The sequence below is a fragment of the Fictibacillus enclensis genome, assembly GCF_030123385.1.
Lineage (GTDB): Bacteria > Bacillota > Bacilli > Bacillales > Fictibacillaceae > Fictibacillus_C > Fictibacillus_C enclensis.
Window position 1 is genome coordinate 2,026,057 of the sequence record NZ_CP126109.1, and the last position, 13,427, is coordinate 2,039,483.

The following is a 13,427-nucleotide window of genomic DNA, read 5'->3' on the forward strand; positions in this document are numbered from 1 at the left end:
TCACTTTTTTTGGTTCTGGCTTGTATACAAAGCTAAAATTGTTTAGAATAACGAAGGAATATGTTAAAATGATATAAATGTGCTGGGTACGGACATATCCATACATGTAATTAATTTGTACATAAATGATTATGATCTTGCTCGTTCTGGCTAGAATAGAACTACCAACGTTAGGAGCGGTTATATACATGAAGTTAATAAATATTGGTTATGGAAACATTGTTGCAGCACACCGAATCATATCCGTTGTCAGTCCGGAATCAGCACCGATCAAGCGCCTTATTACGATGGCGAGGGACGGAAACATGCTTATTGACGCCACTTACGGCAGGCGGACGAGAGCAGTTATCATTACCGACAGTGATCACGTTGTCCTTTCTGCTGTCCAGCCTGAAACAGTGGCACAGCGGCTGCTCTCAATTGAAGAGGGAACGGAAGAAAATTAGGTGGAGGTAAGTATGGATACAGAACGGGGCATTTTGTTTGTGCTCTCAGGACCTTCCGGTGTCGGCAAGGGAACTGTTTGCAAAGCATTGCGTGCGCAAAAACTGGATATCCAATATTCGGTTTCAGCGACTACCCGCACTCCGCGCGCCGGAGAAGTTCACGGGGTAGATTATTTTTTCAAAACTAAAGAAGAATTTCAACACATGATTGAAAATAATGAGCTTCTTGAGTGGGCAGAATATGTTGGCAATTTTTACGGTACACCAATCGAGTATGTGAATCAGACACTTGATGAGGGCCGGGATGTTATTTTGGAAATTGAAGTCCAGGGGGCACTGCAGGTGAGAAAGACGTTCCCTGAGGGTGTATTTATCTTCCTGACACCGCCAAGCCTTGAAGAATTGCGAAGCCGCATTGTGGGCAGGGGCACAGAAACCGAGGACCTTATTAACAACCGGATGACCGTTGCAAGGGAAGAAATCGAAATGATGCAGCACTACGATTATTCGGTAGTCAATGATGAAATAAGCAGTGCCTGCAGCAGGATCCAGTCCATCATTACGTCCGAACACTGTAAAGTGGACCGGGTCACGAACCGCTATAAAAAATTACTGGGAGATGAATAACTATGCTTTATCCTTCAATTGATGCCCTCATGGACATAATCGATTCAAAATACTCACTGGTCACTCTTTCTTCGAAACGGGCAAGAGAGATCCAAAGAAGCAATAACGGAATTGTTGAAAAGCCGGTTTCCCATAAATATGTTGGAAAAGCGCTTGAAGAAATTTACGCTGGTTATCTAACGTCCAAAAAGACTGACTCGGAATGAGAACAATAACAACCTATGAGAATAGGTTGTTATTTTTTTCAGTTTTTGCAGAATAACAAATAGATCGATTATAAATATATTATGTAAACAAAGACGGGAGGAACAAACCTTGACTCCATCTCAAAAAAATGTACTCCTTTGTGTGACAGGCGGAATTGCGGCTTATAAGGCAGCGACAATTGCGAGCCAACTGTTTCAAAAAGGGTTTCATGTCAAAGTGATTATGTCAGATTCCGCTCAAAAATTTATTACCCCGCTGACTCTGCAGACCTTGTCCAGAAATGTAGTATACACAGACACGTTTGAAGAACGCGATCCACATGTAGTTGCCCATATTGACCTTGCTGACTGGGCAGATCTTGTTGTGGTGGCACCTGCAACGGCCAACTTCATTGGCAAGCTGGCCAATGGCATTGCAGATGATATGATCACAACGACATTATTGGCTGCACAGGCACCCATAATGATTGCCCCGGCCATGAATGTGCATATGTATCAGCATCCGGCTGTATTGCAAAACATGCAAAAGCTTGCAGACTTTGGCTATCGATTTGTGGAGCCGGGGGAGGGCTTGCTTGCCTGCGGGTATGTCGGGAAAGGAAGGCTAGCCGAACCCGAAGAAATCATCGCCTGTATAGAGGAACATTTTTCGGGAGCGGAACCCGTTGCAGATTTGCCTCTTCAGGGGAAAAATGTGCTGGTAACCGCAGGCCCGACAAGGGAACAGGTCGACCCTGTGCGTTATTTTACCAATTATTCTTCGGGAAAGATGGGGTATGCCATTGCAGAAGCGGCAGCCAGAATGGGTGCTTCTGTAACGCTGGTAAGCGGTCCGACAGCTCTGGAAAAACCGGCAGGTGTACATGTTATCGAAGTCATATCCACCGAGGATATGTATCAGGCGGTTATGAAGGAATATCCTGAGCAGGATCTTGTCATTAAGTCGGCAGCAGTCGCCGACTATACCCCGCGTATTAAATATGATGAAAAAATGAAGAAAAACAAGGAAAACTGGTCGGTGGAAATGGAAAAAACAACAGATATTCTTTCCGTGCTCGGCCAGAAAAAGGAACGGCAAATTCTTGTAGGGTTTGCCGCGGAAACCGGCAATTTGGAAAAGTACGCACTGGATAAGCTGAAGCGTAAAAATCTCGATATGATTGTCGCCAACAACGTGGCACAGGAAGACGCAGGGTTTAGTGTGGACACCAACCGAGTCATTATTTATAAGAAGGATGGGTCATCGATTGAATATCCGCTGCAGTCGAAAGAAAAAGTTGCCGAGGAAGTGCTTCTTCAGGCGATGGAATTGATGGCTTTATGATAGCCAAAGTGATCGTGGATGTGCCGGCCAGCAATGTGAACCGCACCTTCGATTACCTTGTTCCCCAAGAGCTGGAGGATACGGTAAAACCGGGAATGAGGGTTTCTGTTCCGTTTGGCCCCCGTAAGCTTCAGGGGTTTGTCATGGGACTGGCTGACGAGCCATCCGTAAAAAAGCTGAAAAAAATCAATGAACTGCTTGATCCTGTACCCGTATTAACAGAGGAGCTTTTACAGCTCGGCCAGTGGGTTTCCCAAAAGACGTTGTGCTTTTTGATTACCGCCTATCAGGCGATGATCCCTGCTGCGTTGAAAGCGACCTATAATAAAGAATTCAAAATGGTGGATGGCATTTCTTTGGAAGATTTGCCAGCCGGGGCAGCGGAGTGGTTCAGGCATCGTGACCGCATACCCATGGAGGATTTGTTGAAGGTCACACCCACACCGCTTGGCTTGTTTCAGCGGTTGGTTCAAAAAAATCATCTGGAAGTCATCTATCAGATGGCAGATAAGGTTACCAAGAAAAAAATCAAGCTTGTGCAGGCCTCAGGAACGAAAGAAGAGATCCTGGAACACATGGCGTCCCTTTCCAAACAGGCGGTAAAACAACGCGAAATCCTTTCGTTTTTACTGGAGTCCGGGGAACCGGTCGTGCAAAGGGATCTGCTTGAGATCCTGGAGACCACACGTTCGGCGATACAGTCGCTGGAACAAAAAGGGTATGTACAAACAATCGAAAAAGAAATTTACCGTGATCCATATGCCAACCGGGATATCAAGCCAACGGAGCCACTGCCGCTTACCATGCAGCAGGAGCAATGTATCCGGCCGGTATTGTCAGCACTTGAGGAAGAACGGCATGAAACAATTTTGATTCACGGTGTAACAGGAAGCGGCAAAACAGAAATTTATCTTCAATCCATCGACAAGGTGATAAAAAAAGGGCAGGAGGCGATTGTCCTTGTTCCTGAAATATCGTTGACACCTCAGATGGTTAACCGGTTTAAAGCACGATTTGGCTCGCGCGTTGCTGTGCTGCATAGCGCCTTGTCCGCGGGAGAAAAATATGATGAATGGCGGAAAATTCAACGGAAAGAGGTATCTGTAGTTGTCGGAGCCCGTTCCGCAGTGTTTGCCCCTTTTGAAAACCTCGGTTTGATCATAATAGACGAGGAGCATGAATCCAGTTATAAGCAGGAGGAAAATCCCCGCTATCACGCCAGAGAGGTAGCCGTTCATCGGGGAGAATACCACCGGTGTCCTGTCATACTGGGAAGTGCGACTCCTTCGCTTGAATCGTATGCCAGAGCACAAAAAGGGGTTTACACCCTTTGTGAATTGAGCGACAGGGTCAATCAGCGTGAACTCCCATCCGTGTCGGTTGTTGATATGAGAGAGGAGCTGCGTGCCGGTAACCGCTCCATGTTTTCACGGGATTTGTTCACCAAGCTCAAGGAAGTGCTCAGCCGGAAGGAGCAGGCGGTACTCTTTTTAAACCGCAGAGGCTATTCATCATTTATTCTGTGCCGTGACTGCGGCTATGTTGGTGAGTGTCCGCATTGCGATATCTCGCTAACGTACCATAAGCGGCAGCATTTGCTGAAATGCCATTATTGCGGGCATCAGGAGCCGATGCCTTCGCGCTGTCCGATGTGCGAGAGCCAATACATCCGCTTTTTCGGTACCGGTACACAAAAGGTGGAAGAAGAGCTTGCCAGACTTCTCCCGGAGGCCAGGGTGATCCGGATGGATGTTGACACAACAGGAAGGAAAGGAAGCCATGAGAGGTTGCTGAATGAATTCGGACAGGGAAAGGCAGATATCTTGCTGGGCACACAAATGATCGCCAAGGGATTGGATTTTCCAAAAGTTACGCTTGTCGGTGTTCTTGCCGCGGATACGATGCTTCATCTTCCGGATTTCAGAGCGTCCGAAAAAACCTTTCAGCTTCTGACCCAGGTGAGCGGAAGAGCCGGCAGGCATGAGTTAACCGGAGAAGTGGTGGTCCAGAGCTATACGATCGGTCATTACAGCATTGATCTTGCCTCTCAGCACGATTATCTTGCATTTTATGACGATGAGATGAAAATCAGAAGGGACCATAAATATCCCCCTTATTATTATTTGACGCTGCTGTCCTTCTCGCATCCGGAATTGATGAAGGTGGTGGATGCGAGTGAGAAATCAGCATCCTACCTTTCACAGAGGGTTTCACGGGGAACTATCATTCTTGGGCCGGTCGTATCGCCGATCGCCCGCATCAAAGATAGATATCGCTACCAGGTCATGATAAAATACAAAAATGAACCTGGATTGAGCGAAATGATCTCTGAATTACTTCAGCATTTTCAGCCTGAAATGGACGCCAACGGCCTCCAGATCTCGGTGGATATGAATGCCCAAAATATAATGTAAGTTGTACAGAAGGAGAGAAAGAAGATGGGAGTTAGGGAGATTGTCTGCTACCCTGATGCAATTCTTGAAAAAAATTGTGAACCAGTCACATCTTTTCATCATGAACTTCACCAGCTGATCGACGATATGTTCGACACCATGTATGAAGCAGAAGGTGTTGGGCTTGCCGCACCTCAGATTGGTATCGATCTGCGGGTTGCTGTTGTAGATGTAGGTGATGAAACCGGCAAGATAGAATTGGTGAACCCAATCATCGAGCATGGCGAAGGCGAACAGGATGGACCGGAAGGCTGTCTTAGCTTTCCCGGTATCTTCGGTGATGTGAAACGATCCAAAAAAGTAACCGTACGGGCACAGGACAGAAACGGAAGAACATTTACCATAGTGGCGGAAGACTTTCTTGCGCGCGCCTTGCAGCATGAAATTGACCACCTGAACGGCATATTGTTCACCTCCAAGGTCAGTTCGTACTACGAACCTGGAGAGTTTGAAAGGTAGGAGTTACAAATGAAAATTGTTTTTATGGGAACCCCGGATTTTTCGGTCGGTGTTTTAAGAAGACTTGTAGAAGATGGCTATGAGGTTGCCGCAGTGGTAACGCAGCCGGACAAGCCTCAAGGCAGAAAAAAAGAAATTAAGCCGACTCCGGTAAAAGAAGAGGCCATGAAACACGGAATCCCCGTGCTGCAGCCGAAAAAACTGAGAGCTGAATATGAAGAAGTACTAGAGTATAAGCCGGACTTGATTGTTACGGCTGCTTATGGACAAATTCTTCCTTCTGAAATTTTGCAGGCACCTCAATACGGCTGTGTTAATGTCCATGCTTCGCTTTTGCCTGAATACCGCGGTGGAGCACCGATTCACCAAAGTATCATTGATGGAAAAACAGAAACCGGTGTTACCATTATGTACATGGTCGATAAGCTTGACGCAGGAGATATCCTGACACAGGTCAAGGTTCCGATCGAAGAAGAGGACCATGTGGATAGCATGTTCCGAAAATTAAGCATTGCCGGTGCAGAGCTGCTTTCCAAAACATTGCCTGATTTGATTGAGGGCAGACTGAGACCCATCAAGCAGGACGAATCAAAAGTAACGTATGCTTATAATATTTCAAGAGAGCAGGAAGAGATTGACTGGTCCAAAAGCGGTGAAGCCATTTACAACCAGATCAGGGGCATGCATCCCTGGCCGGTCGCCTTTACGAAACTAAACGGACAACCCTTGAAAGTATGGTGGGGAAAAAAAGTAAGAACAGGTGCAGAAGCTGAACCCGGTACAGTTCTTGAAACGAACAAAGAAGGGTTCGTTGTCAACACCGGGAATTCCACAGGGATACTCATTACTGACCTGCAGCCTGCCGGAAAAAAACGCATGGCTGCCACCCAGTTTTTACAGGGTGCTAAGCTTCAGCCCGGGATAAGGCTGGGTGAAGACGCTTGAAACAAAATGTGAGGAATACAGCAGTGGATGTGCTGTTAAAGATTGAACAGAACCAGGCTTACAGCAATCTTTTGCTCAACCAGTCGATCCAGAAAGCAAAACTGAGTCAGCAGGATACAGGCCTTTTAACCGAACTGGTATACGGAACCGTTCAACGGAAAAACACGCTGGATTATCTATTGGCGCCTTTTGTCGCAAAAGGCCTTCAAAAACTGGACAAATGGGTGCTTGTTCTTCTCCGCATGTCCCTGTATCAGATGGTGTATCTTGACCGGATTCCGGATCATGCCATTATCAATGAAGCCGTGGAAATCGCAAAAGCGCGGGGCCATAAAGGGATCTCTGGCATGGTTAACGGTGTATTGAGAAAAATACAGCGGGAGGGAACAAGAGATATCTCAGTCATTGAAAACGATGAGGAACGGCTGTCCCTTCAATACAGCATGCCCCAGTGGCTTGTTCACCGGTGGATTGAACAATACGGACTTCATGAAACAGAGAAAATGTGTATGGCCAATACAAAGCCATCTCCTGTTACAGGAAGAGTCAATGTGATGAAGACGAACCGTGACCAGGTGCTTAAGTCCCTTGAAAAGGAAGGCATTGCGGGAAGCAAGGGGGAACTTTCTCCTGATGCCGTCCGGATAAATAAAGGCGGCCTTTCACATTCTTCTTTATTTAAGGAAGGATATGTTACAATACAAGACGAAAGCTCAATGCTTGTGGCACGGGCGCTTGGTCCGTTGCCAGGTGAAAAAATACTGGATGCCTGTGCGGCTCCTGGAGGAAAAACAACGCATATCGCCGAACTGTTAAACAATACGGGCGCGGTGACGGCGCTTGACCTCCATCCGCACAAGGTAAAACTGGTTGACGAGCAGGCGAGGCGCCTTCATTTGGGCAACATAGCAACAGAGGCGCTGGACAGCCGTAAAGCAGGAGAAAAATTTGCTTCCTGCTCGTTTGACAGAATACTCGTGGATGCACCGTGCAGCGGATTTGGTGTCATCCGGAAAAAACCGGACATTAAATGGTCCAAAAAAGAAGAAGATATACATCGAATTGCTGAGATACAGCAGCAAATTTTAGCTAAAGTAGCAAAACTGTTAAAACCAGGCGGGACTTTGCTTTACAGTACATGTACCGTCGATAAAGAGGAAAATCATGAGATTGCCGAAGCGTTCCTGGATAAGCATCCGGATTTTGAATGGGACAGCCAGTTCAGTGAGAGGCTGCCTGAACCATTAAAACCATTTGTGATGCCTGCACAAGCCCAAGTACAGATCCTTCCTCAATATTTTAACAGTGATGGTTTTTACCTTGCATGCTTTAAGAAAAAGACTACAACTGGTGGTGAAACCCAATGTTAAAACCGTTAAGTGAAAAACAGCAGAACCCGGCGATTATGCCGTCCATCTTTTCACTTGAGTTAAGTGATCTGGAAAACTGGCTATCTGAAATTAAAGAACCGAAATTCCGGGCAGCACAGATATACAATTGGCTTTATGAGAAACGGGTAACAAGCTTTGAAGAAATGACAAACCTGCCAAAAGGGCTTCGTGAGAAATTGGAAGAAACCTATCATATTCATCCGATGAAAGAAGTGGCCCGCCAGGAATCCTCCGATGGCACAATCAAATTTTTGTTTGAGCTGCAGGATGGCTATTCCATCGAAACTGTTTTGATGCGCCATGATTATGGCAACAGCGTCTGTGTGACCACACAGGTAGGCTGTCGTCTGGGATGTACGTTCTGTGCGTCAACGCTCGGCGGGTTAAAACGGAACCTGCTGGCTGGTGAAATTGTCTCCCAGGTGCTTCAGGTGCAGCGTGCCCTTGATGCCACAGAGGAGCGGGTAAGTTCGATTGTCATCATGGGAATCGGAGAACCTTTTGATAACTATGACGGCCTTATTAAATTTTTGAAAGTCGTCAACCATGATAAGGGCCTCAATATCGGAGCCCGTCATATTACGGTTTCAACGAGTGGAATCGTGCCTTATATTTATAAATTTGCCGATGAAGGCATGCAGATCAATTTTGCGGTGTCACTCCATGCTCCAAATACGGAAATCAGAAGCAAACTCATGCCTGTGAACCGGATGTATCCGATGAATGAGCTCATGGATTCCATCCGTTATTACATTAAAAAAACCGGACGCAGGGTTTCATTTGAATATGGATTATTCGGCGGCGTGAATGACCAGGTAGAACATGCCGAGGAACTGGCAGACCTCATTAAAAGTGTAAAATGCCATGTAAACTTGATTCCAGTGAATTATGTACCGGAGCGTGATTATGTCCGCACGCCAAAGAACCAGATCTTTAAGTTTTTGGAAACCTTAAAAAAACGTGGTGTCAATGCGACTCTTCGAAGAGAGCAGGGGCATGATATTGACGCAGCTTGCGGGCAGTTACGGGCAAAGGAGCGTCAGGAAGAGACGAGGTGACGTATTTTGCAGTACGCATTTAAGACAGATACAGGTAAAGTTCGTCAGCATAATGAAGACAGCGGGGGAGTGTTCACAAAAGGTGAACACTTTCTTGCCCTTATTGCCGATGGGATGGGTGGCCATAAGGCCGGAGATGTGGCAAGTTCCAAAACGATTCAGCTTTTTGAAAAGGCGTGGAATTCGATATCAGAAGATGAAATTGAAACCCCGGTAAAAGCAGAAGAATGGCTTTTAAAGACGGTAACCAATACGAATTTAGAGCTTTTTCAGTATGCCAACAGCAATGCCGATTGCAATGGAATGGGTACGACTCTTGTCGGAACGCTGTGCACCCCTTCTTATTTAACGATATTACATATAGGCGACAGCCGTGTTTATTATTTTTCCGAAAACAAGCTTATTCAAAAAACGGAGGACCATACGCTTGTCAATGAACTCGTCCGTTCAGGACAGTTGTCCGAAACGGAAGCAGAAAACCATCCCAGAAAAAACGTCATCCTCCGGGCATTGGGAACAGACGATGTCATTGAGGTGGATATCCAGACCATTTCATGGGGCGAAGGCGACCTTGTGCTTCTATGTTCGGACGGATTATCGAATAAAGTATCCCGGGATATGATGGAATCCATTGTAAGTGATGACAGCCTCTCGCTGGATCAAAAAGCGGACCGCCTCGTAAACCTGGCAAATGAAGCCGGAGGAGAAGACAATATTACGATTGGGCTTGTCCGTTACCCTCCCGATGAACAGCAAAAGGGAGTAAATTAGCATGATTGGCAAACGAATCAGCGGCCGCTATAAACTGCTCGAAGTCATAGGAGATGGCGGAATGGCCATTGTTTACCGGGCCAAAGATCTTATTTTGGACCGTGATGTGGCCGTGAAAATCCTTCGATCGGAGTTTTCGGACGACGAGGAGTTTATCAAGCGGTTTAAAAGAGAGGCAGAAGCTGCAACCAGCCTGGATCACCCCCATATTGTGAGCATCTTTGATGTGGGTGAAGAAAACAATGTCTATTTCATTGTGATGGAGTACGTAAAGGGGAAAACGTTAAAGCAATATATACGTGAAAAAGGGCGGCTGTCTGTGGAGGAGTCCATCCAGATTATTAAGCAGATCGCTTCGGGTATGGTAGCTGCCCATGAACATGGAATCATTCACAGAGACATTAAACCACATAATATTCTCATTGATGAAAACGGAGTGGCCAAAGTTACCGATTTTGGCATCGCACTTGCCATCACATCGGCGACCATCACACACACCAATTCGGTTTTGGGCTCGGTTCACTATTTTTCACCCGAACAGGCCCGCGGAGGCGTAGCCAACGCAAAATCGGATATTTATTCACTGGGAGTCGTACTATTTGAAATGCTGACCGGCCGAGTCCCGTTTACTGGAGAGTCGCCTGTATCTGTCGCATTAAAACATTTGCAGGAAGATGTTCCGGAACCGAGGAAAATTAATCCGGAAATTCCGCAAAGCGTGGAAAACATTATCCTTAAAGCCCTGACCAAAAACCCGGTCTACCGGTATGACAGTGCCCTTGAGATGATGGATGACCTTGACACGGCGTTGTCACCTCACCGGCTGAATGAGGACCGGTGGAGTGATTTTGATGAATCTGCCGATGCGACAAGGATTATGGCTCCGGTTTCCATGACAAAAGAGGCGGAAGCAAAAGAACCTGAGCCTAAACCGGATCAGCCTCCGGCACCAAAGAAAAAGAAGAAAAAGTGGCGAATGATTCTGCTCATTCTTATACTTTTGCTTGCTGTTGCGGGGGTTGCCGCTTTTGTCATGCCAGGGATGTTTAAAGTTAAAGACGTGTCAGTCCCCAATGTAGTTCATAAAGACTACGCCGACGGCTATGACAAGCTTGTTAACCTGAAACTTAAAGTGGAGCGCAAAGACCTGTATGACGATGAAGTTGAACAAGGCAAAATCATCAAACAGGACCCTGAAGCCCAGTCCATGGTAAAAGAGGGGAGCACGGTCACGCTCTATGTCTCTAAAGGATTTAAAAAGGTAGACATGGAAGATTTGACTGGCATGAAGGAAGAAGAAGCAAGAGATTTGCTGAATGAAAAAGGATATAATACGAAAAATATTGAAACGATACCAGTAGAGTCAGAAGAAACACCAGAAGGGGAAGTAGTATCCCAGAGTCCCGAAAAAGGCGAAAAGGTCAATCCGAGTGAAATTCAGGTCATCCTTCGGGTAAGCACAGGGCCGCCAACCGTTCAGCTTGAAAATTTGGCGAATTCATCCAAAGAAGATGTGCAAAATTACATCTCCCAGGAAGGACTAAATGTTGATTTCTCAGAAGAATATTCGGATTCGGTCGAGGAAGGAAAAGTCATTTCACAAAAGCCTTCTCCGTATACCACTGTAAAAAAGGGATCAACAGTAAATGTCGTCATTTCCAAGGGAAAGAAGCCTGAACCTAAACCGCCTGAAGAGAAGCCAGAAGAAAAGCCGGAAGATAAACCGGAAAAGCCAGATTCGGGCGAAGAACCACAGGACCAGGAAATCACGTTTAACAACAAAATTACCGTGGAAGTGTCCAAAGAAGATGAGGACCAACAATTTCAGGTAAGAATTGTTTACAGTGATGCCAAAAAGGATAATGCTGTATTTGTGGAAGAACAAATTTCGAAAACGAAAGAATATATGGTGCCGCTCACGGTTTCACCAGAAAAGGATGCGTCCTATACGGTATATTTAAACGGAAAAGAGCAAGCGGCCAAAACATTTAACTATAAAGATGCAAAGGAAGGAAATTTCAAAGGAGAGAATAATGAATAATAAGACTGAAGGAAGAATTATAAAATCAGTCGCTGGTTTTTATTATGTGCTTTTCAATGACGAGGTCTTTCAATGCAGAGGACGGGGGAATTTCAGAAAGAAAAAAATTACTCCTGTGGTGGGGGACTGGGTTGTGTTTGAATCTACCAACCCTACGGATGGGTATATACTCGATGTAAAAGAGAGAAAGAATGAATTGAACCGGCCGCCCATCTCGAATGTCGATCAGGCTATTTTAGTGTTTTCTGCGGTGCGGCCCGAATTTTCAACAGCGTTGCTCGACCGTTTTCTTGTCCACATCGAGGATAATGGCATACAGCCGGTTATATGCATTACAAAGATGGATTTGATCGAGAGTAACGAGTACCAGCAGGAGATTGAAAATTATATCACAGCCTACCGCAAGCTGGGATATGATGTCCTTCCAACCTCTGCCATGTCGCTCGCTGGAATGGAAGCCATCAAACCCATTTTTAAAGGCAAAACCAGTGTGTTTGCCGGACAGTCGGGAGTTGGAAAGTCGTCTCTATTGAATGCACTGATGCCTGAGCTTATGCTGGAGACCAATGATATATCCGACCATTTGGGCAGGGGAAAGCATACGACCAGGCATGTAGAACTCCTTCCATATGGTGAAGGACTGATTGCCGATACACCGGGATTCAGTTCGCTGGATTTTGTTGAAATCGAAACCGAAGAGCTCTCTTATAATTTTCCGGAGATGAAAGAAAGAGTATCGGATTGCAAGTTTCGGGGCTGCACACACAGCTCGGAGCCGAAATGTGCGGTAAAAGAAGCCGTGGAAGAAGGGGATATTCCTCGCTTCCGCTATGACCACTACTTGGAATTTTTACAGGAAATCAAGGAACAAAAACGGAGGTACTAACATGATAAAAGTTGCGCCATCCATACTTTCCGCTGACTTTTCGAAGCTGGGCGAAGAAGTCAGGGCAGCTGATGAGAGCGGGGCCGATTACATCCATATAGATGTGATGGACGGTCATTTTGTACCAAACATTACGATGGGCCCGCTTGTGGTAAACGCGATACGCCCGTTCACAGATCTGACATTTGATGTCCATTTGATGATTGAAAATCCGGATCAATATATTCCTAATTTTGCAGAGGCAGGAGCCGACATCATTACGGTTCATGTAGAAGCGTGCCCCCATCTGCACCGGACCATCCAGCTGATTAAAGAGCATGGAAAAAAAGCGGGGGTTGTACTGAACCCTGCCACTCCGATCGATACGATTAAGCATGTTCTTCCTGAATTGGACCTTGTTTTAATCATGTCGGTCAATCCGGGCTTTGGAGGACAGTCTTTTATCCAAGAATCTTTATCAAAAATCAAGGAACTCAGAACACTGATCGACGAAAAGGGTCTTGATGTCGAGATCGAGGTTGACGGGGGCGTAAATGCAGAGACCGCACGCCTTTGTGAAAAAGCGGGAGCGACTGTCCTTGTTGCGGGATCGGCCATTTATGGGAAAAAGGACATAAAAGGTGCAATTCAGGCCATTCGTGGTGTATAATAGATGGGTATAAAGAACTGAGAGAAGTAACCACAGGGGGAGTCCCATACAGGGGCTGAGAGGGGAGTAAGTTCCCGACCCTTAGAACCTGAAGCAAGATCATGCTTGCGTAGGAATGTGGAGTCGCTGTTGTTTCATTAAAAAGCAACCGTCATTCACATGCCGGTTGCT

13 protein-coding genes and 1 riboswitch are annotated in these 13,427 nt (G+C 46.1%); all 13 genes read left to right on the forward strand.

Translation table 11 applies throughout. The features are described 5' to 3' along the window. The first annotated feature begins 182 nt into the window (after nt 1–182). Entirely contained in the window at nt 183–446 is a 264-nt protein-coding gene (gene remA, locus QNH15_RS10830; RefSeq protein WP_061971570.1) for an extracellular matrix/biofilm regulator RemA, read from the forward strand. A gap of 12 nt (nt 447–458) precedes the next feature. Then, nucleotides 459–1,073: a guanylate kinase gene (gene gmk, locus QNH15_RS10835; RefSeq protein ID WP_283894623.1), complete on the forward strand. Its 615-nt coding sequence runs from the start codon at nt 459–461 to the stop codon at nt 1,071–1,073. 2 nt (nt 1,074–1,075) lie between these two features. Beyond that, complete coding sequence (rpoZ, locus tag QNH15_RS10840; RefSeq protein WP_283894625.1) at nt 1,076–1,279, forward strand: DNA-directed RNA polymerase subunit omega; 204 nt, start codon at nt 1,076–1,078, stop codon at nt 1,277–1,279. 109 nt (nt 1,280–1,388) lie between these two features. Continuing rightward, on the forward strand, nt 1,389–2,603 hold the full coding sequence (gene coaBC / locus QNH15_RS10845; RefSeq protein ID WP_283894627.1) for a bifunctional phosphopantothenoylcysteine decarboxylase/phosphopantothenate--cysteine ligase CoaBC: 1,215 nt from the start codon (nt 1,389–1,391) through the stop codon (nt 2,601–2,603). After that, nucleotides 2,600–5,017, forward strand: coding sequence for a primosomal protein N' (gene priA, locus QNH15_RS10850; protein WP_283894628.1), 2,418 nt, complete (start codon nt 2,600–2,602; stop codon nt 5,015–5,017). Before coaBC ends, priA begins: the two co-directional genes overlap by 4 nt. Before the next feature lie 24 nt (nt 5,018–5,041). Continuing rightward, complete coding sequence (def, locus tag QNH15_RS10855) at nt 5,042–5,515, forward strand: peptide deformylase (protein ID WP_283894629.1); 474 nt, start codon at nt 5,042–5,044, stop codon at nt 5,513–5,515. 9 nt (nt 5,516–5,524) lie between these two features. Next, on the forward strand, nt 5,525–6,460 hold the full coding sequence (gene fmt / locus QNH15_RS10860) for a methionyl-tRNA formyltransferase (protein ID WP_283894631.1): 936 nt from the start codon (nt 5,525–5,527) through the stop codon (nt 6,458–6,460). Beyond that, complete coding sequence (rsmB, locus tag QNH15_RS10865) at nt 6,457–7,830, forward strand: 16S rRNA (cytosine(967)-C(5))-methyltransferase RsmB (RefSeq protein WP_283894633.1); 1,374 nt, start codon at nt 6,457–6,459, stop codon at nt 7,828–7,830. The genes fmt and rsmB overlap by 4 nt, the downstream gene beginning before the upstream one ends. Beyond that, entirely contained in the window at nt 7,824–8,909 is a 1,086-nt protein-coding gene (gene rlmN, locus QNH15_RS10870) for a dual-specificity RNA methyltransferase RlmN (protein ID WP_283894635.1), read from the forward strand. The genes rsmB and rlmN overlap by 7 nt, the downstream gene beginning before the upstream one ends. Nucleotides 8,910–8,915: 6 nt before the next feature. Beyond that, nucleotides 8,916–9,680, forward strand: coding sequence for a Stp1/IreP family PP2C-type Ser/Thr phosphatase (locus QNH15_RS10875; protein WP_283894636.1), 765 nt, complete (start codon nt 8,916–8,918; stop codon nt 9,678–9,680). A gap of 1 nt (nt 9,681) precedes the next feature. After that, nucleotides 9,682–11,721: a Stk1 family PASTA domain-containing Ser/Thr kinase gene (gene pknB / locus QNH15_RS10880; RefSeq protein ID WP_283894637.1), complete on the forward strand. Its 2,040-nt coding sequence runs from the start codon at nt 9,682–9,684 to the stop codon at nt 11,719–11,721. Further along, the gene (rsgA, locus tag QNH15_RS10885) at nt 11,714–12,607 is read left to right on the forward strand and encodes a ribosome small subunit-dependent GTPase A (protein WP_283894639.1); all 894 of its coding nucleotides are present in this window, start codon (nt 11,714–11,716) and stop codon (nt 12,605–12,607) included. The genes pknB and rsgA overlap by 8 nt, the downstream gene beginning before the upstream one ends. 1 nt (nt 12,608) lies before the next feature. Beyond that, nucleotides 12,609–13,256, forward strand: coding sequence for a ribulose-phosphate 3-epimerase (gene rpe / locus QNH15_RS10890; RefSeq protein ID WP_283894640.1), 648 nt, complete (start codon nt 12,609–12,611; stop codon nt 13,254–13,256). Between the two features lie 25 nt (nt 13,257–13,281). Continuing rightward, nucleotides 13,282–13,389: riboswitch (TPP riboswitch) on the forward strand. Nucleotides 13,390–13,427: the final 38 nt, after the last annotated feature.

What these genes read in the sequence shown, in the direction of transcription:
- gmk (WP_283894623.1), top strand. Translation starts at nt 459, where the DNA reads ATGGATACAGAACGGGGCATTTTGTTTGTGCTCTCAGGACCTTCCGGT.
- rsgA (WP_283894639.1), top strand. Translation starts at nt 11,714, where the DNA reads ATGAATAATAAGACTGAAGGAAGAATTATAAAATCAGTCGCTGGTTTT.
- rlmN (WP_283894635.1), top strand. Translation starts at nt 7,824, where the DNA reads ATGTTAAAACCGTTAAGTGAAAAACAGCAGAACCCGGCGATTATGCCG.
- rpoZ (WP_283894625.1), top strand. Translation starts at nt 1,076, where the DNA reads ATGCTTTATCCTTCAATTGATGCCCTCATGGACATAATCGATTCAAAA.
- priA (WP_283894628.1), top strand. Translation starts at nt 2,600, where the DNA reads ATGATAGCCAAAGTGATCGTGGATGTGCCGGCCAGCAATGTGAACCGC.
- fmt (WP_283894631.1), top strand. Translation starts at nt 5,525, where the DNA reads ATGAAAATTGTTTTTATGGGAACCCCGGATTTTTCGGTCGGTGTTTTA.
- rpe (WP_283894640.1), top strand. Translation starts at nt 12,609, where the DNA reads ATGATAAAAGTTGCGCCATCCATACTTTCCGCTGACTTTTCGAAGCTG.
- def (WP_283894629.1), top strand. Translation starts at nt 5,042, where the DNA reads ATGGGAGTTAGGGAGATTGTCTGCTACCCTGATGCAATTCTTGAAAAA.
- pknB (WP_283894637.1), top strand. Translation starts at nt 9,682, where the DNA reads ATGATTGGCAAACGAATCAGCGGCCGCTATAAACTGCTCGAAGTCATA.